The organism is Polymorphospora rubra, assembly GCF_018324255.1.
GTDB classification, from domain to species: Bacteria; Actinomycetota; Actinomycetes; order Mycobacteriales; family Micromonosporaceae; genus Polymorphospora; species Polymorphospora rubra.
This window is the reverse complement of record NZ_AP023359.1, coordinates 8,138,068-8,162,897: the sequence shown is the minus strand read 5'-3', so window position 1 is coordinate 8,162,897 and position 24,830 is coordinate 8,138,068. Positions and strand designations below refer to the sequence as shown.

Here is a 24,830-nt window from a genome sequence, read left to right as displayed (position 1 = left end):
TGTGGACTTAGGTTAGGCAGTCCTAAGCTGTCTCGCATTGGGGAGTCCGATGCCAATCCGCCCAACCCTTCGACGCCTCGCCGGCGTCGGCCCGTTGCTGGCCCTGCTCTGCGCCGCCGTGGTCACCACCATCGGGCTCACCCCGGACGCGGCCCGGGCGGAAACCGTCGGCCGCGGCACCGCCGGACAACGACTGACCGTGAGCAAGACGACCGGGATCAACCGGCAGGGCGAGACACTCTCGGTCTCCGGCACCGGCTACGACACGAACAAGGGCATCTACGTGGCGTTCTGCGTCGACAACGGCGCCGGCAGCGCGCCGTCGCCGTGCGGCGGCGGCATCGACATGTCCGGCGACTCCGGCGCATCGCAATGGATCTCGTCCAACCCGCCCGCGTACGGCGAGGGACTCGCCATCCCGTACGGGCCCGGTGGCTCCTTCTCCGTGCAGGTGAAGGTCAGCAGCAGGATCGGCGACGTCGACTGCACCGTGCGCCGCTGTGCCGTCGTCACCCGCACCGACCACCTGCGGACCGCCGACCGGTCCCAGGACGTCCGGGTGCCGGTCACCTTCGCCGCCGCCCAGCCCGCATCGGCCGACCCGACCGCGCCCGCCGCGAACCCGACCAACCCCGGCCCCGGGCGTACGGCCGCGGCCCCGGTCAGCCCGGCCACCGCGTCCCCGTCGGCCGCCGGGGTGGCGGCCACCGCCTCCGCCGCCGATCCCGGCGCCGGCGCACCCACCGCGGCCGCGACCGCCGCGGCCGAGGTCACCCGGGTCAGCCAGAGCACCGCGGCCGACCGGTGGTGGAACGCCGCCCTGATCGCACTCGCCGGAGTCGTCGCCCTCCTGCTCGTTCTGCGGTTCCGGCGCCGGCGGGGTGCGCGGTGAGAAGCCCCCGCCCCGCCGCCCGCCGACTGATCGCGGCCCTCGGCGGGATCGCGTTGCTCGCCGTCACCGCCTGCGCCCCGGCACCCACCGGCGCCGCGTCGACCGTGGACCCCGCGGTCGGCTGCGGGCCCACCACCGCCCGACTGCCCGACCAGGACGTCACTCCCGTCGACCAGAATCCGCCGAGCCGGCTGCCGGTCACCGTCACCTCCGCCGACGGCGGCGACGTCACCGTCACCGACGCCAGTCGGATCCTGCCCGTCAACCTGTACGGCTCGATCGCCGAGATCGTCTTCAGCCTCGGCCTCGGCGACCGGGTCGTCGGCCGGGACACCTCCACGACCCTTGCCGCCGCCGCCCACCTGCCGGTGGTCACCCCGGCCGGCCACGACCTGTCCGGCGAGGCGATCCTCCGGCTCGACCCGAGCGTCGTCATCGCGGACAGGAGCATCGGGCCCCCCGAGGTGTTCAACCAACTCCGCCGGTCCGGGATCCCGGTCGTCCTCATCGACGACGAACAGACCCTGCCGGCGATCTCCCGGCACATCCGGACCATCGCCGCCGCGCTCGGCGTGCCGGGCAGCGGTGCGAAGCTGGTCGCCCGTGTTGAGGGCGAGATCGCCGCGGCCCGGCGGCAGGCACCACCCGGCCGGCCCCTGCGCATCGCCTTCCTCTACCTGCGCGGCACCGCCGGGGTCTACCTGATGGGTGGCAAGGGCGCCGGATCCGACGAGATGATCCGGGCGATCGGGGCGGTCGATGCCGGCACCGAGATCGGACTGGAGCGGTTCCGACCCCTGACCAGCGAAGGACTGATCAACGCCGCCCCCGACGTGATCCTCGTGATGACCCACGGCCTGGAGTCCGTCAAGGGCGTCGACGGCCTGGTCGCGATGCCCGGCGTCGGCCAGACCCCGGCCGGGCGGAACCGCCGCGTCGTCGACATGGACGACGGCCTCCTGCTCAACTTCGGCGCCCGGACCGGGCCGGCGATCGCGGCCCTGGCCGAGGCGGTCTACGGGGAATGCCAGTGAACCCGGCCACCGACATCCGGCAGCCCACCGCCGCACCACCGCCCGCCGACACCCGGCAACCCCGGCCGACCGGACGGCCCCGCCGCCGTCGCCGCGGCTGGCTGCTGCTCGCCGGGCTGCTCGGCCTGCTGGCGCTGCTCTGCCTGGTCGCCGCCGGCACCGGACAGGTGAGGATCCCGCCGGCCGAGGTGCTCGGCTCGGTCCTGCACCGCCTCGGCCTGCCGATCGGCCCGACGCCGACCGCACCGCAGGGGGACAACGCCCTGTGGGTCGTCCGGTTCCCCCGCGTCACCCTCGCCGTCATCGTCGGCGCGGCACTGGGCTGCGCCGGCGCCGTCATGCAGGGCGTCTTCGGCAACCCGCTCGCCGAGCCCGGCGTCATCGGCGTCTCCTCCGGCGCCGCGGTCGGCGCCGCCGCCGTCATCGTCACCGGAGTCTCCGTCGCCGGCGGCTGGACGGTCGCCGCGGCCGCCTTCTGCGGCGGCCTGTTCACCACACTCCTGGTCTACGCGCTCTCCCGGTCCGACGGCCGCACCGAGGTCGTCACCCTCGTACTGACCGGCATCGCCGTCAACGCCGTGGCCGGCGCGCTGCTCGGCATCCTGATGTTCTTCGGTGACGCCGACGCCGTACGCGCCGTCGCGTTCTGGCAACTCGGCAGCCTCGCCCAGGCCAACTGGGCGGCCGTCGCCGTCACCGCACCGTGCGCCGCCGTGGGAATCGCCGCCTCGGTGGCCGCCGCCCGACGGTTGGACCTGCTCGCCCTCGGCGAGCGACCGGCCCGCCACCTCGGCGTCGACGTGGAGCGGCTGCGAATCGTGATGATCACCGTCACCGCGCTGCTCGCCGCCTCCGCGGTCGCCTTCACCGGCGTGATCAGCTTCGTCGGCCTGGTCGTACCCCACCTGATCCGGATGGTGACCGGGCCGGGACACCGCATCCTGGTCCCGGCCAGCGCGCTGGGCGGGGCGGCCGTCGTGGTCGCCGGCGACCTGGTCGCCCGTACGCTGATCGACTACCAGGAGCTGCCGCTGGGCGTCCTGACCGCGCTGATCGGCGGACCCTGCTTCTTCTGGCTGCTGCGCCGGACCCGGGCCCGGGCCGGAGGCTGGGCGTGACCGGCTGGTGGCGCGGCCGCCGGACCACCACGGCGACGGCGTCCACCTCGGAGCCACCGGTCGTCGCGCGGGACCTGCGGGTCCGGCTCGGCGGCCGCCCGGTGCTGCACGACGTCAGCCTGGAGGTACGGGCCGGCGAGGTGCTGGCCCTGGTCGGGCCGAACGGCGCCGGAAAGTCGACCCTGCTCGCCGCCCTCTGCGGCGATCTACCCGGCTCCGCCGGCGAGATCCGGATCCAGGGCACGCCACTGTCGGCCTGGCGGCCGATCGAACTCGCCCGCCGCCGGGCGATGCTGCCGCAGCGTGCCACCGTCGCGTTCCCGTTCACCGCCGCCGACGTGGTCCGGATGGGCCGGGCCCCGTGGACCGGCCGGCCCGAACAGGCCGAGGACACCGAAGCCGTCGCCGCGGCGCTGCGGCTGGCCGACATCGAGCACCTCGCCGACCGGCCGTTCCCCCGCCTCTCCGGCGGCGAACAGGCCCGGGTCGCCCTCGCCCGGGTGCTGGCCCAACGCGCGCCGATCCTGCTGCTCGACGAGCCGACCGCCGCCCTCGACCTGCGCCATCAGGAACTGGTGCTGGGCATCGCCCGGGAGCGCGCCGGGGCCGGGAACGCGGTCGTCGTCGTCCTGCACGACCTGAGCCTGGCCGCCGCGTACGCGGACCGGATCGCCCTCCTCGCGCAGGGCCGCGTGGTCGCCGACGGCTCCCCGGCACAGGTGCTGACCGCGCGACAGTTGACCGAGACCTACCAGCACGACATCGAGATCGTGCTCCACCCACGTACCGGCACCCACCTGGTGCTGCCGATCCGAACGACGGAGACTGGAAAATGACCGACAGCCTCGAAGTGGCCCCCGGGATCGCCGCCCGGCTCCGCGCCGCCACGGACACCGCCCACCAGGCGGCCGAGTCGACCACCTACGTGACCGCGCTGATCGGCGGGAAGCTCACCGTCGAGGGGTACGCGCTCCTGGTCACCGAGCACTACTTCATCTACGAGGTCCTGGAGAGCGCGGCCGAGGTGATGCGCGACGACCCCGTCGCCGGCCCGTTCGTCGCCGACGAGCTCACCCGGCTGCCCGCGCTGGTCGAGGACCTCGAGTTCCTCCACGGTCCACAGTGGCGCGACCGGAGCCGGGCCGGTACGGCGACCGAGGCGTACCGGGAGCGGCTGCGCGAGGTCTGCTTCACCTGGCCGGCGGGATTCGTCGCCCACCACTACACCCGGTACCTCGGTGACCTGTCCGGCGGCGCGATCGTCGGCAAGGCGATCCGCGACACGTACGCGTTCCCGGCCGGCCGCGGCACCCGGTTCTACGAGTTCGACCGCATCACCAGCCGGGGCCGGTTCAAGCGGGAGTACCGGGAACGGCTCGACGCGCTGCGGCTGGGGCCGGACGAGTTCGACCGGATGGCCGGGGAAGCCGTCGTCGCCTTCGACCTCAACCGGGCGGTCTTCACCGAGTTGGCGCAGGCGGCCGGCCCGTACCTGCGGCCGGCCGGCGAGCAGGCCGCCTGAGCACCGACCCGGTGCCGTCGTAGGATGGCGGCATGTCGAGTCCAGAGGCATCCAGGGTGGGGGCTTTCGGTCACCCGTCAGCCCCCTGAACCACCGACATCCCAACCCCGCCGGCGCCCACCGCACCGGCGGTAGGTGTCCGGGGCCCTGCCCGAGGTGACCGAGACGACGTCTCGCCGATCACTCGTCACCTCGGAGTACCCGATGCCCCTGCCTCTCTACCTGCTTGCCGTGGCTGTGTTCGCCATGGGCACCTCGGAGTTCATGCTCGCCGGCCTGGTGCCGGAGATCGCCGCCGACCTCGGTGTCTCCGTCGCCACCACGGGACTGCTGACATCGGCCTTCGCCATCGGCATGGTCGTCGGCGCGCCGCTCATGGCCGCCCTGGCCCGTACGTGGTCCCGGCGGATCAGCCTGTCGGGGTTCCTCGTCACGTTCCTCGCCGCACACGTCGTCGGCGCGCTCACCGACAGCTTCCCGGTTCTGTTCGCCACCCGGGTCGTCGCCGCGTTCGCCAACGCCGGCTTCCTCGCGGTCGCGCTCACCGCCGCCGCCGACCTCGTTCCCGCCCACCGCAAGGGGCGCGCTCTCTCGGTCCTGCTCGCCGGTACGACGGTCGCCACCGTCGTGGGCGTTCCGGGCGGGGCACTGCTGGGAACGCTCGTCGGCTGGCGGGCGACGTTCTGGGCCGTCGCGCTGCTGTGTCTGCCTGCCGCGTTGGCCGTGGTGCACGGCATCCCCGGCCCCACCGGCGGCCCGGGCGGTGCCTTCCTGCGTCCCGAGCTGACGCAGCTGCGGCGACCACGACTGGTCGTCGTGCTGCTGCTCGGCGCGCTGGTCAACGCCGCCACCTTCGCCACCTTCGCCTTCCTGGCCCCGATCGTCACCGATGTCGCCCGGCTGGGACCGCTGTGGATCCCGGTCGTGCTGGCGCTGTTCGGCCTCGGCTGCTTCGTCGGTGTCACCGTTGCCGGACGCCTCTCCGACCGGCACCCCGGTGCCGTCGTCGCGGTGGGTGGCCCTCTGCTGCTCGGTGGCTGGCTCGTGTTCGGCCTCACCGCCGGCGCACCCGCGGTCCTGCCGGTTCTCGCGTTCGTCCAGGGAGCGCTGTCCTTCGCCGTCGGCGGCACCCTGATCACCCGGGTGCTCTACGAGGCCGCCGACGCCCCGACGATGGCGGGCTCCTACGCCACCGCCGCCCTGAACGTAGGAGCCGCGGCCGGACCCGCGATCGCGGCGGCGACCCTCACCGCCAGGGTCGGCCAGTTGGGACCCGTCTGGACCAGCGGCAGCCTCGTCGCGCTCGCACTCGTCGTCGTGGTCCGGTTCCGCCGGGTCCTCGAACCCGGGCCCGACGACGGACGCCGGCCCTGAGGAACGAGGCCGGGTGCGGTGGTTCAGCTGAGGCGTTCGGTGAGGTGGACGACGACCGGGTCGCCGTCCGACTTGCCGATCGCGCGCCGTACGGCGGCGTTGACCGGAAGCTTGTGCGTACCGTCGCCGAGCGCCATGAACGCGCCGCGGAACGGGGTGCCGTCGACGGTGCCGGCGACCTTGACGAGGCCGCGGGTGCCGAAGATCTCGGCCGAGCCGGGCAGTTTGACACAGGTCCAGGTGTCGCCCGCCTGGACCTTGCCGAGGATGGCGGTGAAGGTGATGTCGAGCGGTCCGGCCTTGCTGTCCATTGTCGAGCTCCTCTCGGCCGCGCCGGGGACGGGGTCAGGCGAGGACACCGACGATGGCGCCGATCGCGATGAGTTTGATCAGCCAGTCGCCGGCATGGAGCACGGCGCTTCGTACGGGTACCCGCTCCCACACGACCGAGCCGGTGAGGAGCACGAGGGGCAACGCCCAGAGTACGAGTCCGAGGAGCGCGCCGGCGGCGGGCCCGTTCCATCCGGCGGCCCGCAGCAGCCCGGCCACGAGTGCCGCGGTGACCGCGCCGCGCAGTAGTTCGACCGCGATCTGCCAGGCGGCGGGCCGGTCCGCCGCCGGCTCGGTCGGGCCGGTCCGCGCGGCCGGCCCGGCCGGGGCGATGGCATAGAAGGCGAAGCTGATGACGAGTGCGGCGACGGTCGCGGCACTGATCGCGAGGGCGGGCACGGGCGACCTCCCAAGTTTCAGTACCAGGTGGTACTGATTGTGGGAAACGTAGGTCGCGGATACAGTACTGTCAAGTACTCAATTGGAGGGTCATGCGCGGGCAACCGGAGACCCGCCGCCGTGGACGGCCCGGCGGCAGCCAGGGCGCCGACCTGCTCGCGGTGGCGCGAAGTGTCTTCCTGGAGCACGGGTTCGCCAAGACGACGATGGACACCGTCGCCGCCCGGGCACGGATCTCGAAAGCGTCGCTGTACCAGGCACATCCGTCGAAGGACGCGCTGTTCGCCGCGACGGTGCTCGACTGGGCGGCGCGGGGCCGTGGCGCGATGCGGCCGTACCTCGACCTGCTGCTGGCCGCCGAGCACATGCCGACCGCCCTCACGCAGTTCGCCCGCACCGTGCAGGACGCGGTGCTGAGCCCCGACGTGCTGCGGATGCGCCGGCTCGTGGCCGCCGAGGCGACCCGGTTTCCCGAGGTCGCCACGAGCTACGTCGCGCAGAGCTGGGACCGCAACATCGCCGACCTCGGCGACGCGTTCGCCGAACTCGACCGGCGTGGCCTCATCCGGGCCGGTGATCCGCTGGTCGCCGCGCAGCAGTTCACCTGGCTCGCGGTCGCGGCGCCGCTGAACGACCAGACCCTGAGCGGCCGCGACGCCCCGCCGGAGGCGGACCGGCTCGACGCGATCGCCCGCGCCGCCGTCGACACCTTCCTCGCCCGGTACGGCGACGCCGTACCCCGACGCTGACCGGTCGCCGCGATCCGTCGCGGATCTCGGCGGGCCGGACACCGTATCGCCGTACGACGATCCGCGGGGCCCCGCACCGGACCCCACCGGTATGCCCGATACGCTCGGCCGGGCGCGGCGGTGCGGTGAGCCCGTCCCGCCGGGCCGGTTACCGAGAGATGCGCTGCCCTTTTCGAGGGCGGAAGTGTCGCACCCGCTCGATGGGAGACGGCCACCACCGTGAAGATTCTCGACGAGACTTCCCGCACGCTGAACGAGTTCCTCCTCCTGCCCGGACTGACGACGGAGGAGTGCACGCCCGACAACGTCGACCTCACCACGCCGGTGGTGCGGCACCGGGTGGGGGAGCAGTCCCCGGTCCGGATCGCCACCCCCCTGGTCAGTGCGATCATGCAGGCGGTGTCGTCGCCACGATTGGCCGTCGCGCTCGCCGAGGTCGGCGGGTTGTCCTTCGTACACCAGAACCAGCCGATCGGCGCGCAGGTCGAGGACGTGCGCGCGGTGAAGCGGCACAAGGCGGGGTTCCGTACCAGCGAGATCAACGTCAAGCCGTCGACGACGCTGGGTGAGGTCGCCCAACTGCTCGGTGACGTGGACCAGGGCGTCGCGGTGGTGACCGACGACGGCTCCGCCGAGGGCCGGTTCCTCGGCATCATCGGTCCGGACGACTTCCACCTGCACCGGCACGGGTCCGGTGAGGTCGTCACGGCGCGGATGCGGGCGTACGACGAGTTGACCACCGCCCCGGCGACGATCAGCCTGTCGGACGCGAACGAGATGATCTGGGCCAACCGCCTCGACGTCCTGCCGGTGCTGGACGGCGACCGCCTCGTGTCGTTGGTGCTCAAGCGGGACTACCAGGCGCACAAGACGTTCCACAACGCGTCGGTCGACAGCCGGAAACGGTTCCGGGTCGGCGCCGGGATCAACTCCCGCGACTACGCGGACCGGGTGCCGGCACTGGTGGAGGCCGGCGCCGACGTACTGTGTCTCGACTCGTCGGACGGCTACTCGGTCTACCAGAAGAAGGCGATCGAGTTCGTGCGCGACCGCTACGGGGAGAAGGTGTTCGTCGGGGCGGGCAACGTCGTCGACGCCCGTGCCTTCCGGTACCTCGCCGAGGCGGGCGCCGACTTCGTCAAGGTCGGCATCGGTGGCGGGTCGATCTGCATCACCCGGGACCAGAAGGGCATCGGCCGGGGGCAGGCGTCGGCGCTGATCGACGTGGTCCGGGAGCGGGACGCGTACGCCGCCGAAACCGGCATGTACGTGCCGGTGTGCTGTGACGGCGGACTCCTGGCCGACTACCACATGGCGATCGCCCTGGCCTGCGGCGCGGACTTCATCATGCTCGGCCGCTACTTCGCCCGCTTCGACGAGGCGCCGTCGCGGAAGGTCCGCGTCGAGGGACAGTTCTTCAAGGAGTACTGGGGCGAGGGGTCCCGGCGGGCACAGAACGCGGCCCGGTACGGCCACACGGGTGAGATCTCCTTCGAGGAGGGGGTCGACGGCTTCGTGCCCTACGCCGGCAGCCTCGCCGACAACGTGGGCCTGACCCGGACGAAACTGAAGGCGACGATGGTCAGCTGCGGGGCGACGACGCTGCGCGACTTCCACGAGAACGCGGTGCTGGTGCAGGTGTCGGAGCGGTCGTACGAGCAGAACACCGCCGAGGTGCGGCTGCGCAAGCGGTCCGTCGACGCCGGGGAGTGACGGTCACCGGCTCTGGTCGGCGGTGACGCAGTCGTCGTTGTCGCGCTCGTTACGGGCCGAGCCGGACTCCCACCTCAGTTGGGCCTCGGGCGTGACCAGCTGGGCGTACGCCTCGCCGTCGGCGAGGCAGTCGTCATGGTCCCGGCCCACCCGGGCGCCCTGCGGGTCGACCCGCCACACCCCCTCGCGGGTCAGCTCGACCTGCACGTCGAACCTGCCGCCCTTCGTGCGCCGGAAGGGGGCCTGCAACGGCACGACCCACAGACCCGACGGTTTCTGCTCGATCAGTGCCTGGTCGCCCCGGTCCGCGTCCTCGTCCCACGCGTCGATGTAGACGGTCGTGCCGGGCCCGATCTGGCGCAGCTCGGAATTGTCCTGCCCACAGGCGGCCAGCAGCGGAACCGTGACGGCGACGGCGGCGAGCCCGGCGAGTGCCCGGCGGGACACGGTGGACGGTCGGGTCGGCATCTGGGCATCCCTCGACAGGTGTGGACCGGTGTGGCGACGCCGCAGATCGTAGTCAACTCCGGCAAGCACGCCACCGTCGACCGGAGGACGGCGGCGCGGCCGGTGGGACCACGGACGTCGTGGTCCCACCGGCGCCGCGTCAACCCAGTCGGGACCCGATGGCCTCGATGATGCGCGGGCGCAGTTCGGCGGCCCGGATGACGGCGTCGACGGAGCCGACCTCGACGGCCCGTTGGATGTTGTGCACCCGGTCGAACTCCGCGGCCACCTCACCGAGCTTCTCCGCGCGCACCGACGTACGGAGTTCGTCGAGTTCCGCGGTCAGCGCGGCCCGGTCGGTGCCGGCGGCGGCCGCGGCGCGGGCCTCGAGGTCCCGGATCCGCGGGTCGGCGGCGGTGCGGGCCTTGACGTCGCCCGCGAACACCACCGCGGCGGCGGGTGCGCCGCCGAGCACCGAGGCGAACGAGCCCTCCAGCGCGAGCACGGTCATGTTCGGGTTCAGCGCCTTCGAGAACACCACGAACGCGCCGCCGTGGTAGCGCGAGATGACGCAGAACACGATCGGCCCGCGGAAGTTCACGATCGCCCGGCCGATCTCGGCGCCGTACTCCAGTTGCAGGTTGCGCATCGACTCCGGCGAGCCGTCGAACCCCGACAGGTTCGCCAGCACCACCAGCGGCCGGTTGCCGCTGGCCGCGTTGATCGCCCGCGCGGCCTTCTTCGACGACCGCGGGAACAGCGTGCCCGCGGTGTAGGTGTCCGGGCCGTCGGTGGGCGGGAAGCCGCGCCGCGGCACCGCCCGGGACTCGATGCCGAGCAGGCAGACCGGGATCCCGCCGAGATGCACGTCCTGCACCGCCACGGTCTCCGCGTCCGCCATGCCCGCCCAGCGTTCCAGCACCGGATGGTCCTGGTCGGAGAGCGCCCGCATCACGGTCCGGATGTCGAACGGCTTCTTGCGGTCCGGGTTGGCCTGCGCGGAGAAGATCTCGCCGACGGTGGTGAAGTCGCTGCCCGCCACGGCATGCGGGAAGTCGGAGACGTCGCGGTCGACCGGGTCGGTCGTCGTCGCCCGCCGCGGCGACTCCTCGCCGGGTGCGACGTACGTGTGGTCGTAGTACGACATCAGCAGGTCACGTGCGGCGGCCAGGTTCGGCGCCCAGTACTGCGCCTGCCCGTTCGGTCCCATCACCCGGTCGTAGCCGCCGATGCCGAAGTTGTCCTCGGCCGACACGCCACCGGAGAAGTCCAGCGACTGCTTGCCGGTCAGCACCATCGCCGAGTCCGGCGTCATCACCAGGATGCCCCTGGTGTGCATGAGCATCGTCGCCTCGGCGTTCCAGTACGGCTGCGCGCCGACGGTGATGCCCGCGACCACGATGTTGATCTCGCCGCCGTCCTGGGTGAACTCGACGATCCGCTTGAGCGCCGCGGCCACCCAGTCCATGTTCTCCGTGCCGGACTCCATCGAGATCCGGGCACCGGCGGACAACGCGTACCACTCCAGCGGCACCCGCATCCGCTCGGCGAGGTCCAGCGCGGCGATCACCCGGCGGCACTCCGGCTCCGACAGCGCGCCGAGCGACTTCGTCGGGTCGCCGAGCAGCACGACCCTGGTGACGCCCTGCGGGTGCCGCCGGGTCGTGGTGGTGACCACGCCGGCGACGATCGCCGCGCGGTTGCGCCCCTTGGGCCGGTCGACCGGCACCAGCGCGTGGTCGCCGTCGAGGTCGTACTCGACGAAGTCGCCGAGCAGCCCGGTCAACTCGTACGGGTACACCGCGTTGCGGCTGCTCGCCCGCAGCACCTTCTGCCGGTAGTCGTCGAGCGGCTCGACCGGCTCGTCCGACGGCTCACCGACGGTCAGTTCGGTGCCGCCGGTGGCGTCGAAGGCGATGCGTACGGCGATCCGGACCAACTCGCCGGTCCTCGGGTCGCGCTGCCGTGCGATGAGCAGGATCTCCTCGAGCCCGGCGCCCGCGGTCGTCGGCAGCACCCGTCCGGCGAGCAACTCCAGTTCGGCCCGCGTGATGTCGCTCGCCGGCCAGATGTAGAGCACGATCCGGTTGGTGTTGAACCGCGTCTTCGACGGCCGCCGCGACTGCGCGTGGCGGATCGAGTCGAGGCAGGTGGCGATGGTGTCCTCGGCCGTCGGCAGCGCGACCAGCCGACCGTCGTGCTCACGCAACTCGGTCAGGTCACGCACCTGCGCGAACGCGACGAGGCGCTCGTCCGACGGGTTCTCCCGCGCCACGCACTGGAAGAGGTAGACCTCCTCGTCCGACGACGGCAGCCGGGTCAGGTTGAACTTGCTCAGCCGCTCCATCTGCATCCGCTGGGCGATGTAGGGGTGCAGGCCGCGGATCAGCCGCTCCTCGGTCATCCCGGTGGTCGACGGACGGAACGTGAAGTGGTGGTGCATCACCGCGCCGCCGCGTCCCGCGACGGTGGCGGTCAGGCGGTGGACCTGGTTCGGCAGCGGGTGCGCGCTGATGACCTCGTGCAGGGCGTCCGCCATCGCGTCGGAGTCCGCCGGCTGCCCCTCCCAGGCGAGGTAGATGTCGGCGTCGATGGTGTTCTCGCGGCCCGCCAGTTCGGCGAGTCCGCGCAGCGCGTCGCCGAAGGCGTCGAAGCTGACGGCGGCGGAGACCACGCACGAGCCGGTCCGCTCGGCGACCACGAACGTGCACCCGCCGACCTGACCGGTCCGGATGCCGGTCAGGCCCTTGTTGCCGTAGTACCGCCGGGTCAGTACCTCCAGCATGATCGTGTTGTCGAGGTCGGCGCGGATGAGGCGCTGGCCCAGCAGGCGCACCAGCGGCTCGGTGCTGCGTACCATCTCGGCGATCCGCTCGGCGCGGTCCGGCGCGTCCGGCTGCGCGTCGAGGTGGCGCAGGTGCCGGCGGACGCCGGCGTAGACGCGGGCGCGGGTGCGGCGCAGCAGCGGCTGCCCGAACCAGGCGAAGACCACGCCGCGCGCGAGGTCGGCGAGGACGGGGAAGCGGATCTGCGTCGCGGCGATCAGCCGCTCCAGGGAGAGACCGGCGGGCTCGCGCAGCGTCTCGTCCGGCGGGGGCTCACGAAGCCACGCGCGCAGCAGCGCCGCGATGACGGTGGCGTCGGCGGACGCGCGCTGCTGGGCGAGGAAGATCCGGAACACTCCGGCCTCGAGGTCCGGGCAGCGCTCCAGTTGGGTGACGCCGTAGTGGCCGAGCGCCTTGGCGAGCTTGGCCTGGAACGCCTCCGGCAGGCCGGCCCGCTCGACGTCGAGGCACTGGAGGTAGGTGTGGAAGTACTCGCGGGCGCTGTGCACGTGGCTGTCGCCGCCGTCCTCGCCCGCCGGCCGGTTGCGGCTGAGCTCGGCGAGGTCGGCGAACACGTCGACGAGGTCGAGTTCCTCGGCCAGCGGCCGGTGGCCGTCGTCGGTGGCCACCCGGCGCGCGGTGAGGTAGTCGGCGAGCACCCGGCGGTCGTCGTGCGGGTCGACGTCGAAGCCCAGCAGCAGGCTGCGCAGGTCCTCCTGACCGCGCGTGGTCGCCTCCCGGGCCGGGATCCGCGCGGGCGGGGTGGGCAGGTCCAGCTCGACGGCGCCGGCGGCCGAGGTGTCCTCGGCTTCGGCGTCCGCCAGCGGCTCCAGCCGCAGCAGCGGGGCGCCGGTCTCCACCTGGCTGCCCACGGACACGACACGTTCCTTCAGCCGCGCCTTGAACGGCGCCCGCAGCACCGTCTCCATCTTCATGCTCTCCAGCACCAGCACCGGGGCGCCCGCCTCGACCTCGGTACCGACCGCGACCGGCGTCGCGACGACCAGCGCGGGCGCGGGGGAGCGGACGACGCCGCCCTCGTCACGGCTGACCCGGTGCGTCACGCCGTCCACCTCGACCAGGTGGGTCGGTCCGTGGGTGTCGGTGAGCAGGCGGTAGCGGGTGCCGTTGACGGCGATCTGCCCGGTGTGCCGGTCGAACCGGTCGAGTTCGACGTCGGCGGTCCGCACGTCGTGACCCGCTTCGATACCGACGCGGAACCGGTGCGCGCCGATCCGCGCGACGCGTACGCGGTAGCCGGCGCCCCGCAGCTTGAGGTCCAGCGGTCGGCCGCTCTCGTGCTGCACCTGCGGGCGTCCGCCGAACGCCGTCGAGAGCAGGCGCTGCCGTTCGACGCGCTCCTCCTCCTCGTACGCCTCGATGGCGGCGGCGGCCAGCGCGACGGCGGAGTGCCGGTGCGAGACGAGCCGGCCCTCGCCCCGTACGCGGTCGATCCAGCCGGTGTCGGCGCTGGCGTCGATCACCTCGGGCTGGTCGAGCAGATCGAGTACGAAGCTCTTGTTCGTCGCGCCGCCTTCGATGATCACGGTGGTCTGCGCCATCGCCCGGCGCAGCCTGCCCAGCGCCTCGTCGCGGTCGCGGCCGTACGCGATGATCTTCGCGATCATCGAGTCGAAGTCGGCGGGAATCGTGTCGCCCTCGCTGACGCCGGTGTCCACCCGGATGCCCGGGCCGGCGGGCAGGTCCAGCCGCGCGATGCGGCCCGGGGAGGGGGCGAAGTCGCGGTCGGGGTCCTCGGCGTTCAGCCGGGCCTCGATGGCGTGCCCACGCTCCGCCGGCGGCTCGCCCTCCAGCCGGCCGCCAGCCGCCACGTGCAGTTGCGCCTTGACCAGGTCGAACCCGGTGGTCGACTCGGTGATCGGGTGCTCGACCTGCAGGCGGGTGTTGACCTCGAGGAACGCGAAGAGCCGGTCGCCGGGGTGGTAGAGGAACTCGACGGTCGCCGCGCCGCGGTAGCCGACCGCGACGGCCAGCCGCTCGGCCGACGCCTTCAGTTCGGCCACCTGCGCGGGGCTGAGCACCGGCGACGCCGACTCCTCGATCACCTTCTGGTTGCGGCGCTGCACCGAGCAGTCCCGTACGCCGAGCGCCCACGCGGTGCCCTGGCCGTCGGCGATCACCTGGACCTCGACGTGCCGCGCGCCGGTGACCAGCCGCTCCAGGAACACGACGCCGCTGCCGAACGCCCGCGCCGCCTCCTGGCTGGTGCGCTCGTAGGCGTCGGCGAGTTCGACCTCGCCCGTGATCACGCGGATGCCGCGTCCGCCACCGCCCGCGGTCGCCTTCAGCATCAGCGGGTAGCCGATGCCGGCCGCCGCGGCCAGGGCGGCGTCCAGGCTCTCGACCGCGCCGCGGCTCCACGGCGCGACCGGGACGCCGACCTCCTCGGCGATCAGCTTCGCGCCGATCTTGTCGCCGAGCTTGCGCATCGCGTCCGCGCTCGGCCCGACGAAGGTGACCCCGACCCGCTCGCACAGCTCCGCGAACGCCGGGTCCTCCGCGACGAAGCCCCAGCCGACCCACGCGGCGTCCGCCCCGGTCTCCACCAGCGCGCGCTCCAGCACCTTCAGGTCGAGGTACGGGCGCGCGGACGCGGGACCGAGGTCGTACGCGATGTCGGCCTCGCGCACGAACGTGGCGCTTCGGTCGACGTCGGTGTGCAGGGCTACGGTCTCGATCCGGGTCGCGGTCTGCGCGGCCAGCTCCCGGACGGCGTGGATGAGCCGCATCGCGGCCTCACCACGGTTGACGATGGCGACACGGCTGAACACCGACCGAGCCCTCCCTGTTGACCGACGATGTGCGTGCCGGGACATGGTGGCCCCGGCAGTCTTTCACCCTTCCGCCTCCCGGCTGGCGGCGCCATGTCGCAAACACTGCACGCCAGACGGCTTCTGTTGTGGGAAATGGCCAAAAGTCGCCGTTCGCGCCTGGCTGACCAGGGCCGGTACGAAGGAGCCGGGGGCGGGGACACCGGTGAATCCGACCCGATCGTGGGACCCGGCGGTTACCGACGGTGGTCGGTTGCTTGTCGCGTGGCACTACGATCACCGGGTCGGCGCGACGACGGGGAACGGGGACCACGTGGATGTGACAGCCGCGCTCCGCGCCGGGAAGGTACGTGGAACGTCCCGGGACGGGGTCGCCAGCTTCCGGGGCATTCCGTACGCCGCCGCGCCGACCGGGCCACTGCGGTTCCGGCCACCCGTTCCCGTGGCCGGTTGGGACGGCATCCGGGACGCGAACTCGTTCGGTGCCGCACCGCCGCAACTCGCCCCGGGGCCGGGTGCGCCCTCGGCCTGGCACCCCGGCGACGGGCCGGACTGCCTGTCGGTCAACGTGTGGACGCCGGACCCCGGGACGGCCGGACTGCCGGTCATGGTGTGGTTCCACGGCGGCGCATTCAGACACGGCTCGGCCGGCCGCCCGGACTTCGACGCCACGGTGCTGGCCGGCGCCGGGGTCGTCGTCGTCGTCACCTTCAACTACCGCATCGGGTTCGAAGGCTTCGGCCACATCCCCGGCGTACCCGACAACCGCGGCCTGCGCGACCAGATCGCGGCGCTGGAATGGGTGCGGGACAACATCGACGGGTTCGGCGGCGATCCGGCCAACGTCACCGTCTTCGGACAGTCCGCCGGCGCCGCCTCGATCGCACTGCTGATGACGGCACCGGCCGCCCGTGGCCTGTTCCGCCGCGCGATCGCGCAGAGCATCCCCAACGCCTACCTGTCCCACGCCGAGGCGCGGCGGGCCACCGCCGTCCTGGCCGAGGCGGCCGGCGTCGCCGCGACCTGGACCGACCTCGCCGGGCTGCCGCCCGAGGAGATCCTGCGGCACCAGGACGCGCCCCTGCCGGACCCGACCACCGGCGGCAGCGCCTTCACCCCGGTCGTCGACGACGACCTGGTCGCCGGGCCCCGTGGCGGCAACTTCGCGACGGCGCCGGCCGGGACATCGATCTGATCTGCGGATTCACCCACGAGGAAGCCCGCCTCTACACCGCGGCGATCCCGCCGGCCGCGATCGACCTGGCGGCTGCCGCCGCCGCGCTGCGGCTACCCGGGCGGGCCGTGACCGACTACCGCACGGCGTATCCGAGCAGCACCGACCCCGAACTGCTCACCGTGATGATGTCGGACGCGCTCTTCCGGATGCCGACCACCTGGGTGGCCGAGGCGCACGCCGCCGCCGGCGGCCGCACCTGGCTCTACGACCTCACCTGGCAGGGGCCCCGCCTCGGTGCCTGCCACATCCTCGACGTCCCGCTGGTCTTCGGCAACGCCGCGTCGCCGCTCGCGACCCGCTTCCTCGGCGCCCCGCCGCCGCCGGACTTCGCCGACCTGTCCCACCGGATCCGGACAGCCTGGACCTCCTTCGCGACCACCGGCGATCCCGGCTGGCCGCGCTTCGACGGCCGATCCGGTACGACCCGGTTGTGGAACGTCCCGGTGTCCGACGTCGCCTACCCGCTCCTGGAATCCCGCCGGATCTGGCCGGCGGTCCCACCGGCGGCGTAGTCCCGGGCACGGCGTCCCCACCCCGGCCGGTGCGGCGCGGTGGCATCCGTCGCACGTTTCGCGGTTGCTCCGCACCCGGGACACCGTCAGGTCGCGCGGGTCCGGGTCCGCGCCCGCCGACGCGGCGGCGACCACGCCGGTTATCGTCCTCTGTGGACCGGGCAGGTGTCGGTTGTGGAAGCGGTGGAGGTCGTCCGCATGTCCACGTCCGGTGTGGGTATGTCGGTCGATGCCAGGATCGCGGACCGGTGTGGCGGTCTCCGGCCGGCCGGGCGGGTCACGAAAGGGGAGGAGTGGACATGTCGATGAGGAGATGGGTCGCCTGCGTGGGGTTGGTGGTCATGACAGGGGCGGTCGGGGCGTGCGGAGCGGGCCCGACCACCGATGCCTCGGGTACGCCGACGTCCGGCCCGCCGACCTCCGCGGACGCCGTCCCGACGGACACCTCCGCGTCGCCGTCCGGCCCGACGTCGACCGCCACGCCCGCTGTCCTGTCCGGCGAGCGCCAGGTCACGATCGTACGGGTCCAGTCGTTCGAGTCGGGGCTGTCGCTGACCGACGAAGGCCGGCTGGCCGAGACCGTCGACGACAGCGGACGGCAGCTCTTCGTGCCGACGCCGAACGGCGAGACGTACCTGATCAAGGCGTACTACGGCGGCGGTCGCGGCTCCGGCACCAAGCCGGTCTGCTGGCAGGTGCTCAACCCGGGCAACTCCCGGCCGCTGGTGGTCGAGGGGGCCGACTGCAAGCCCGACGAGCCGCGCCAGCAGTTCACCGTCACCGCCGCCGAGGGTGGTGACGCGGAGACCTTCCTGATCAGCAGTGGTGGGGCGTACCTGCGTACCTCGGCGCAGCACGGTCTGATCCTGGAGGAGTTGGGGCACGCGCAGCCGGAGAGCAGCTTCCGGCTGGTCGACAACGGACCCGCGCCCGCCGGCGGGTGACCGTCGGGGGAGACGCGTGACCACGGTCGGCGCGCCTCCCCCGACGTCTGTCCCGATCCCGCTCCGCGTAGGAAGCTTGTGGCGGCGCCGGTTTCGGTCGCCGGACCGGCGGGACGGGAGGGGCGGCGATGCGGGTCGACCAGTTGTGGCGGTATCCGGTGAAGTCGGTGGGTGGTGAGCGGCTGGACGCCGTCACGGTCGGCGCGGCCGGGATCGACGGCGACCGGCGCATCGCCGTACGTGACGAACGGGACGAGGTCACCTGGGCCGGGGCGGTTCCGGCGCTCATGCGGGTGCGGGCGGTCACCGCCGGCCCGGGCGTGGCCGAACTGATCCTGCCCGACGGGCAGCGGTTCCGTTCCGACGCGCCGGACGCCGCCGGCCGGCTCAGCGCCGCGGTCGGGGCCGACGTCACGCTGGCCGGGCACGGGCCGCACCGGCCCGAGGGCGCGCTGCACGTGATGAGCACGACCACGCTGCGCAGTCTCGCCGCGGCGCTGCCGGACAGTGCGGTGGACGTCTCCCGGTTCCGGCCCAACCTGGTGCTCGACGGCGTGCCGGACGACGGCGCCGTCGGTTATCCCGAACACGGTTGGATCGGCCGCCACATCGCGATCGGGACGCTGCGGTTGCGCGTCACCGAACCGTGCGACCGGTGCGTGATGATCACCAAGGAGACCCCGAGCGTCCCCCACGACCGTGCCGTGCTGCGCTGGGTCGCCCGCGAACTGGGCAACGCCCTCGGCGTGTACGCCGCCGTCGAGACACCCGGTGAGGTCCGCGTCGGAGACCGGGCCCACCTGATCGACTGACTCCCGACGACCGCCGTCCCCGGCGGGGCGGGCCGCCTAAGCTTCCGCTCATGGCGAAGTACTTCGACGTGCACCCCGACGACCCGCAGCCCCGCACGATGGGGCAGGTCGCCGACCTGGTCCGCCGGGACGGCCTGATCGCCTACCCGACGGACTCCTGCTTCGCCCTGGGCTGCCGGCTGGGCAACAAGGACGGCATGGACCGGATCAGGGAGATCCGCCGCCTCGACAGCGGTCACCACCTCACCCTGGTCTGCCGCGACTTCGCGCAGCTCGGCCAGTTCGTCCACCTCGGCAACGCGGTGTTCCGCGCGGTGAAGTCGGCCACCCCCGGCAGCTACACGTTCATCCTGCCGGCGACGAAGGAGGTGCCGCGCCGGCTGCTGCACCCGCGCAAGAAGACGGTCGGGGTCCGGATCCCCGACCACCCGGTCGTCCAGGCGCTGCTCGACGAACTCGGCGAGCCCCTGCTGTCGAGCACCCTCATCCTGCCCGGCGACGACGAGCCGATGACCCAGGGCTGGGAGATCAAGGAACGCCTCGACCACGCGATCGACGCCGTCGTCGACTCCGGCGACTGCGGCACCGTACCGACCACCGTCGTCGACTTCTCCGAGGGCGAGCCCCAGATCGTCCGGGTCGGCGCGGGCGACCCGGCCCGGTTCGCCCAGTGACACGCTCCACCCGACCTGTGGGCCAGGCCTGTTGATCTGGGCGTCAGCCACCTTATCCACCGTGGATAAGGTGGCTGACGCCCAGATCAACTCCGCTACCCGCTGGCCGCCGGGGCGTCAGTGGCGCGAATGTGACCGGGGTCACAGGCTGGCGAGAACCGGGGCGGGGGTACGCATCGTCTTGCCTGATGTGAGACGAAGCCTGGAAGAGCTCGACGAGGGTGCGCTGCTGCGCCGCATCGCACGCGGCGACCGGCGCGCCTTCGACGAGTTGTACCGGCGTACCTCGCCCTGGTTGACCGTACGGTTACGCCGGCGCTGCGCCGACGACGACGTGGTGGCCGACGTGCTCCAGGAGACGTACCTGGTGGTGTGGCGGTCGGCCGGCAGCCAGACGCACACCTCGACCGGGGGCAGCGCGCTGGGCTGGCTGTGGACGATCGCCGCGCACCGGCTGGTCGACGCGTTCCGCCGCCGGGCCCGGCAGCGGCGCGTGCCGGCGGTGCAGACGTTCGAGACCGTCGCACCGGCGGCCGAGGAGGAGGCGCTCGCCGGCGGGATCGACGCCGACCTGGAACAGGCGCTGCTGGCGTTGCCGCCGGAACTGCGCCAGGTGCTGCGCGCGATGGTTCTCGACGGCCTGACCACGCGGGAGACGTCGGTGCTGCTCGGAATGCCGGAAGGGACCGTGAAGACCCGCGCGCGGCGGGCCCGGATCGCACTGCGGAGGGCGCTGTCATGACCACCCACCCGACGCCCGCCCTGATCTCCCGGTACGCCGCGGGTGCCGACGGCGTCGACGACGCGACCGTCTGGGCGGTCGAGGCGCACCTGGAGTCCTGCGCCACCTGCCGGAGCCGGTTGGCCGACGCCGTCGACCCGGGGACCCGGGACCTGTTGGACCGGGTCGCCGGCGGGATCGCGACCGGCATCGCCGCCGGCCCGGCACCGGCACCCCGCCGGCGGTTGCGTCGTACCGGTGTCGCCGTCCGGGTCCTGCCCTGGCTGGCCGTGGCGGCCGGGCTGGTGGTGGCCGCGGTCGTCTTCGAGCGGATGTTCGCCAGCCTGCCGTCGCTGGTGCTGCTGGTCGCGCCGGTGGCCCCGCTGCTGCCGGTGGCCGCGGTGTGGAGCCGGCGTACCGACCCCGCCTGGGAGCTGCTGGCGACCGTGCCGCGCGGCGGGTTGTGGCTGCTGCTACGCCGTACGTTGGCGGTCCTGGCGGCGGTCGTCCCGGTCCTGGCGGTGGCGGGCTGGTGGACCGGCCATTCCCCGGCCCTGTGGCTCCTGCCGTGCCTGGCCTTCACCGCCGGCAGCCTGGCGCTGGGTGGACTGGTGCGGGTGGACCGGGCCGCGGTCGCGTTGACCGCCGTCTGGTCCGGGGCGGTGGTGGTGCCGAGCCTGTCCGGCGAGGAACTCCCGGTCGTCCTTTCGGACGGCAGTTGGCCCGGCTGGGTCGCCGTCACCGTCGCGCTGGTCGCCGTGGTGATCGTCCGGGCCGCCGACCACCGCAGGCTCGGCGCCGGCCGCACCTGACCGCGGCCCCACGAAAGCCCTCGACCGGGCCGACGCTGCGTCGGGCCCGGGCGTCGACACCGACAGCACGTCCCGGACCCGTCGAGATCGGGATCCATCCACTGACGAACGGAGAAGACATGATGCGCGCCGTCAGCGCGGCGGAGACCGCACCGACCACGTACGGGTGGACGGTGCACGCCGAGAAGCTCGTCGTCCGGGCCGGGCGGCATCTGGCGGTCAACGGGCTCGACCTGACGCTCGACACCGGCGTACACGGGCTGCTCGGCCCTAACGGTGCCGGCAAGACGACGCTGATGCGGGCTCTGGCCACGGTGGTGAAACCCGCCGGTGGGCGGCTGAGCGTGCTCGGCGTCGACATCGCCGGCCGGGGCGATCTGCGCCGGATGCGCCACGACCTGGGCTACCTGCCGCAGCACTTCGGTTTCTACCCGCGGTTCACCGTGCGGGAGTTCGTCGAGTACATGGCCTGGCTCAAGGAGATGCCGAAGGCCGACATTCCCGGCGCGGTGCAGCGGGCGATCGACCGGGTCGGCCTCACCACCCGCGCCGACTCGCGGATGAAGACGCTGTCCGGCGGCATGCTGCGTCGTGCCGGCATCGCCCAGGCGATCGTCAACGACCCGCGGGTGCTGCTGCTCGACGAGCCGACCGTCGGCCTGGACCCGGAGCAGCGCCTCGACTTCCGCGAACTGCTGCGCGACATCGGCCTGGACAGCTGCGTACTGGTCTCCACCCACCTGGTGGAGGACGTCGCGGCGGCCTGCACGGACGTGGTGCTGGTCAGCGATGGCCGGCTGGTGTGGCAGGGCAGTACGGGGGAGCTCGCGGAACGGGGAGGGGCCGGCGACGCCGGCGACAGCGCCACCGAACGCGGCTACTCGGCGCTGCTGCGTGCCCACCGCGGGCAGGTGTCGGCATGATGGGCCGGATCCTGCGCATCGAGCTGCGGCGCTCCGCGGCCGTCGGCGTCGCCCTGCTCCTGCTGGTGATCGGTGCGATGGCCCTCCTGTCGTCCACGCAGGGGTTCGCCGGACGCTGGATGCAGCTGGCGGTGTCGGTCCGGGCGGGGTTGCTCGTGTTGTGGCCGCTGGCCCTGGCCGGCGGGGCGTGGCTGGGCCGGCGCGACGCGCGCAACCGGGTCGACGAGCTGTTCGCCAGCACCGGCCGGCCGCGGTGGCAGCGCATCCTGCCGACCGCCGGCGCGCTCGCGGTTGCGGTGGTGTCCGCGTACGTCCTGCTCCTGCTCGTCGGCGCGGGGTGGGTGCTGCCGACCGCGGACTACTTCCCGGTCGCCGCCGTCGCCGTCGCCGCGGTCGGCGCACTGTCGCTGGTCGCCGCGGCCTGGGTGGGCATGGCCGTCGGTCGGGCCGTACCCCGGCTGGTGACCGCCCCGGCCCTCGCCGTGGCCGGGGTCGCGCTGGCAGCGCTGCTGCCGGACTGGATGACCGTCTCCGCCGTCGTGGACGACCGGCCCGCACCGGCGGCGCTGCTGCTGACCCCGGTCTACATCGGCGGCCTGGACGACTTCCAGACGGTCACGGCGCGGGTCAACCTGACCCAGGCGCTGTGGCTGGCCGCCCTCGCCACCACCGGGCTGCTCCTGCTGGGCGCGGCCCGCCGCCGCGGCATCGCACTGGCCGTACTCCCCGCGGTGCTCGGCGCCGCGGTGGCGGTGCCGCTCATGCCGACCGGTGGTTACCAGGCGGCGGCCGACGACCCGGGCGCGGCCGAACTCGTCTGCGACGACGCCGGCCTGCAGGTCTGCGTGGCCCGGGTGCACGCCGCCCTGCTGCCCGATGTCGCCGGCCCGGCCCGGCAGGCGCTGGCGATGATGGCGGCGAAACTACCCGACGCCCCCAGCCGGGCGGTGGAGGACCGGCAGGTCGCGTCCTGGGCACTCGCCGGCCAGGACCGGACGCCGACCCCGCATCCGGCCGACACGATCGTCTTCGCGACTCCGACCATCGGATCCGACGGTCGGGCCGACCTCTCCGGCGACTACTTCCTGCCGCTGCTGCTCGAGGCGGCCTGGCGGCAGGACTGCGGCGACCAGGCATACGACAGGGACGCGGTGCTCGCCCGAACCGTGGCTGCGGCCTGGCTGACCGGCGAACCACCGACCCCGGAGGACTGGTGGGACGTCGAGGAGCGGGCCCTGGTGGACAGTGCGTACCGGACCCTGGTCGGGCTGCCGCAGGCCGAGCAGCAGCGGCGGATGGCGGCGGCCCGCGACGCCGCGCTCTCCTGCCGGGCCGATGCGCTCGGGGCGATCGTCCGTGGGGAAATCCCGTGAGGTGGCTCCGGCTGTATCTGCGCTCCCGGCGGGTCGCGCCCGCCCTGGCCGTCTCCACCGCGACGGCGGCGCTGGTGTGGGTGTTGGCGCTGGTCTACTCCGACGCCGGAACCATCGACGCCCGGGCGGTGAGCCTGACCGTGATGGTCGCGGTGGCGGCGTTCGCCGCGACCCTCGGCGGCGCCGACGACGCCCTGGACCACACCGCCTCGATCAACTGGCCGGTACGCCGGGCCGGACACCTGGTCGTCACCGCCGCGGTGATAGTGGCGCCGCTGCTGCTCACCACGGTCACCGACACGCGCTTCGCGCCGCTCGCCGTCGTGGTCCGCAACACGGTCGGCCTGCTCGGGCTCACCGCCCTCGGCGCCGCCCTGGTCGGGGCGGCCCTGTCCTGGGTCGCCCCGCTGAGCTGGACGCTCGCCTCGCTCCTGCCGTTCATAGAGCCGAGTACGAAACCGGCGATGCAGGTCGCCGGCTGGCTGATCCAGCCCGCCGGCACCACCGCCGCCACCGTCTGCGCCACGGTCCTGGCGGTGACCGGGCTCGCCGCGTACACGCTGCGCGGCTGCCCCCGGCGCCCCGCCGCCGAGACGACCCCCGACCACTGACCGTGGGGATGGCGGGGTCGGTTCATCAGTGGCGAGCTGATGCCGGTGGTAGTGGGCATGACCCTTGCTCTGACTGGCTTCGTGCCGTGGGCGGGACTTGTCCGCCCGCTACCGCCGGGCGCCGGCCCGGTCCACCGGCCCGTCCGGCGGCCGGATACCACTGTCCCGCCCCACAGCGAGTTCGCTGTGCGTACGCCGAATTCGCTGTGGACCGCGACACCTTAGGGTCCTTCCTCGGCAAACCGCCGGGGCACCTGTGATCATCTGCTGCCCGGCGGCTCGACACGCCGTACGGACAACAGGGGAACAACTGACGATCACCACCCGCCGCCCCGTCACGTATGGCACGGCGTCGGATCAGGAGGGCCGGTCGGACGGGGGGAGCGCGGTGGCGGCCCGGACGCCCCGGCGTGCACCGACCAGGGCGAGGACGAGTAGGGCGGCGGTTCCGATGCCCACCACCGTCACCAGCTGACCCGGGCCCGGGGTGAAGGGGACCACGACGGCGGTGGCCACGGCGCTCCAGCCGGCGGCCTCGGTCACCGACCGCGCGGCGCGGTGGGCGGCGAGCCACGCCTGGTCGCTGGACAGCGTCGAGGCGGTACGGATGCCGACGGCCTCGTTGCGGCCCAGCCGCCCCGACGCCGTGGCCCGGGCAGCCCAGACGATCAGCGCACCGGAGAGCGCCATCACGACCGCCAGGATCACCTTCGCCACGAGCAGCTCAGTCACGCCTGTCACGCCTTTCCGTACGACCGGGCCAGCTCTGCCATGATCCTCGGATGTCGCCGCCGCAGGCACGCCAGCTCCTGTCTCCCAGCCGGCCTCCCTGCCGGGTGCCTCGCACGCCGTCAACGGCGAACGGCCGGACGAGATCGCCGCCGACATCGCGGGATTCCTCCGCGACCGCTGATCCGCGCGAGGGACGAGCCGCCACGGCGAAGGGGCGGGGACCGTCGTGTCGGACGGTCCCCGCCCCTGTTCCGGGCGGTCAGTCGGGGCCGGCGGTCATGCCG

At 73.2% G+C, this 24,830-nt stretch carries 23 protein-coding genes; 18 read left to right on the top strand and 5 right to left on the bottom strand.

The window, feature by feature from the left end:
- Nucleotides 1-49 precede the first annotated feature (49 nt).
- From Prubr_RS35745 to Prubr_RS35720, 6 genes are all read left to right on the top strand, one after another.
- Nucleotides 50-892 carry a hypothetical protein gene (locus Prubr_RS35745; protein WP_212820082.1) on the top strand — a complete coding sequence of 281 codons (843 nt, stop codon included), beginning with the start codon at nucleotides 50-52 and terminating at the stop codon, nucleotides 890-892.
- Nucleotides 889-1,926 (top strand): heme/hemin ABC transporter substrate-binding protein, encoded by a 1,038-nt coding sequence (locus Prubr_RS35740; protein ID WP_246568122.1) that lies wholly within the window; start codon nucleotides 889-891, stop codon nucleotides 1,924-1,926. The genes Prubr_RS35745 and Prubr_RS35740 overlap by 4 nt, the downstream gene beginning before the upstream one ends.
- On the top strand, nucleotides 1,923-3,044 hold the full coding sequence (locus tag Prubr_RS35735; protein ID WP_246568121.1) for a FecCD family ABC transporter permease: 1,122 nt from the start codon (nucleotides 1,923-1,925) through the stop codon (nucleotides 3,042-3,044). The genes Prubr_RS35740 and Prubr_RS35735 overlap by 4 nt, the downstream gene beginning before the upstream one ends.
- Nucleotides 3,041-3,880 carry a heme ABC transporter ATP-binding protein gene (locus Prubr_RS35730; RefSeq protein WP_246568119.1) on the top strand — a complete coding sequence of 280 codons (840 nt, stop codon included), beginning with the start codon at nucleotides 3,041-3,043 and terminating at the stop codon, nucleotides 3,878-3,880. Before Prubr_RS35735 ends, Prubr_RS35730 begins: the two co-directional genes overlap by 4 nt.
- Entirely contained in the window at nucleotides 3,877-4,566 is a 690-nt protein-coding gene (locus Prubr_RS35725) for a biliverdin-producing heme oxygenase (RefSeq protein ID WP_212820078.1), read from the top strand. Before Prubr_RS35730 ends, Prubr_RS35725 begins: the two co-directional genes overlap by 4 nt.
- A 204-nt stretch (nucleotides 4,567-4,770) precedes the next feature.
- Nucleotides 4,771-5,940 carry a Cmx/CmrA family chloramphenicol efflux MFS transporter gene (locus tag Prubr_RS35720; protein ID WP_212820076.1) on the top strand — a complete coding sequence of 390 codons (1,170 nt, stop codon included), beginning with the start codon at nucleotides 4,771-4,773 and terminating at the stop codon, nucleotides 5,938-5,940.
- A gap of 23 nt (nucleotides 5,941-5,963) precedes the next feature.
- Here Prubr_RS35720 and Prubr_RS35715 read toward each other — a convergent pair whose 3' ends face one another.
- Nucleotides 5,964-6,251 carry a DUF1905 domain-containing protein gene (locus Prubr_RS35715; RefSeq protein ID WP_212820074.1) on the bottom strand — a complete coding sequence of 96 codons (288 nt, stop codon included), beginning with the start codon at nucleotides 6,249-6,251 and terminating at the stop codon, nucleotides 5,964-5,966.
- 34 nt (nucleotides 6,252-6,285) lie between these two features.
- On the bottom strand, nucleotides 6,286-6,669 hold the full coding sequence (locus Prubr_RS35710; RefSeq protein WP_212820072.1) for a DUF1761 domain-containing protein: 384 nt from the start codon (nucleotides 6,667-6,669) through the stop codon (nucleotides 6,286-6,288).
- Nucleotides 6,670-6,761: 92 nt separating this feature from the next.
- On the opposite strand from Prubr_RS35710, the gene Prubr_RS35705 reads away from it, so the two are divergent.
- Together Prubr_RS35705 and Prubr_RS35700 are read left to right on the top strand one after the other, a co-directional pair.
- Nucleotides 6,762-7,418 (top strand): TetR/AcrR family transcriptional regulator, encoded by a 657-nt coding sequence (locus tag Prubr_RS35705; protein ID WP_212820070.1) that lies wholly within the window; start codon nucleotides 6,762-6,764, stop codon nucleotides 7,416-7,418.
- A gap of 219 nt (nucleotides 7,419-7,637) precedes the next feature.
- Nucleotides 7,638-9,131: an IMP dehydrogenase gene (locus tag Prubr_RS35700; protein ID WP_212820068.1), complete on the top strand. Its 1,494-nt coding sequence runs from the start codon at nucleotides 7,638-7,640 to the stop codon at nucleotides 9,129-9,131.
- Nucleotides 9,132-9,134: 3 nt separating this feature from the next.
- Here the strand turns inward: Prubr_RS35700 and Prubr_RS35695 are convergent, their stop codons facing one another.
- Both Prubr_RS35695 and Prubr_RS35690 read right to left on the bottom strand, forming a co-directional pair.
- Complete coding sequence (locus Prubr_RS35695) at nucleotides 9,135-9,599, bottom strand: hypothetical protein (protein WP_212820066.1); 465 nt, start codon at nucleotides 9,597-9,599, stop codon at nucleotides 9,135-9,137.
- Between the two features lie 139 nt (nucleotides 9,600-9,738).
- The gene (locus Prubr_RS35690; protein WP_212820064.1) at nucleotides 9,739-15,195 is read right to left on the bottom strand and encodes an ATP-binding protein; all 5,457 of its coding nucleotides are present in this window, start codon (nucleotides 15,193-15,195) and stop codon (nucleotides 9,739-9,741) included.
- Between the two features lie 313 nt (nucleotides 15,196-15,508).
- Here Prubr_RS35690 and Prubr_RS35685 point away from each other — a divergent pair, with 313 nt between their 5' ends.
- The 10 genes from Prubr_RS35685 to Prubr_RS35640 all read left to right on the top strand — a co-directional run bounded on the left by Prubr_RS35685 (nucleotide 15,509) and on the right by Prubr_RS35640 (nucleotide 23,814).
- On the top strand, nucleotides 15,509-16,390 hold the full coding sequence (locus Prubr_RS35685; RefSeq protein ID WP_212820062.1) for a carboxylesterase family protein: 882 nt from the start codon (nucleotides 15,509-15,511) through the stop codon (nucleotides 16,388-16,390).
- Nucleotides 16,391-16,497: 107 nt separating this feature from the next.
- A complete protein-coding gene (locus Prubr_RS35680) occupies nucleotides 16,498-16,944 on the top strand; it encodes a carboxylesterase family protein (RefSeq protein WP_212820060.1) in 447 nt (148 codons plus the stop codon).
- A 299-nt stretch (nucleotides 16,945-17,243) separates the two neighbouring features.
- Complete coding sequence (locus Prubr_RS35675) at nucleotides 17,244-17,888, top strand: hypothetical protein (protein ID WP_212820058.1); 645 nt, start codon at nucleotides 17,244-17,246, stop codon at nucleotides 17,886-17,888.
- 128 nt (nucleotides 17,889-18,016) lie between these two features.
- A complete protein-coding gene (locus tag Prubr_RS35670; protein ID WP_212820056.1) occupies nucleotides 18,017-18,700 on the top strand; it encodes an MOSC domain-containing protein in 684 nt (227 codons plus the stop codon).
- A 50-nt stretch (nucleotides 18,701-18,750) separates the two neighbouring features.
- On the top strand, nucleotides 18,751-19,374 hold the full coding sequence (locus Prubr_RS35665) for an L-threonylcarbamoyladenylate synthase (protein WP_212820054.1): 624 nt from the start codon (nucleotides 18,751-18,753) through the stop codon (nucleotides 19,372-19,374).
- A gap of 190 nt (nucleotides 19,375-19,564) precedes the next feature.
- Nucleotides 19,565-20,116, top strand: a complete 552-nt coding sequence (locus Prubr_RS35660; protein ID WP_212820052.1) for an RNA polymerase sigma factor — start codon at nucleotides 19,565-19,567, stop codon at nucleotides 20,114-20,116.
- The gene (locus Prubr_RS35655) at nucleotides 20,113-20,907 is read left to right on the top strand and encodes a cupin domain-containing protein (protein ID WP_212820050.1); all 795 of its coding nucleotides are present in this window, start codon (nucleotides 20,113-20,115) and stop codon (nucleotides 20,905-20,907) included. Before Prubr_RS35660 ends, Prubr_RS35655 begins: the two co-directional genes overlap by 4 nt.
- A 119-nt stretch (nucleotides 20,908-21,026) precedes the next feature.
- A complete protein-coding gene (locus Prubr_RS35650) occupies nucleotides 21,027-21,830 on the top strand; it encodes an ABC transporter ATP-binding protein (protein WP_212820048.1) in 804 nt (267 codons plus the stop codon).
- Nucleotides 21,827-23,203: a hypothetical protein gene (locus tag Prubr_RS35645; RefSeq protein WP_212820046.1), complete on the top strand. Its 1,377-nt coding sequence runs from the start codon at nucleotides 21,827-21,829 to the stop codon at nucleotides 23,201-23,203. The genes Prubr_RS35650 and Prubr_RS35645 overlap by 4 nt, the downstream gene beginning before the upstream one ends.
- Entirely contained in the window at nucleotides 23,200-23,814 is a 615-nt protein-coding gene (locus Prubr_RS35640) for a hypothetical protein (protein ID WP_212820044.1), read from the top strand. The genes Prubr_RS35645 and Prubr_RS35640 overlap by 4 nt, the downstream gene beginning before the upstream one ends.
- A 357-nt stretch (nucleotides 23,815-24,171) precedes the next feature.
- Here the strand turns inward: Prubr_RS35640 and Prubr_RS35635 are convergent, their stop codons facing one another.
- Nucleotides 24,172-24,546: an SdpI family protein gene (locus Prubr_RS35635; RefSeq protein ID WP_212820042.1), complete on the bottom strand. Its 375-nt coding sequence runs from the start codon at nucleotides 24,544-24,546 to the stop codon at nucleotides 24,172-24,174.
- Nucleotides 24,547-24,830 lie beyond the last annotated feature (284 nt).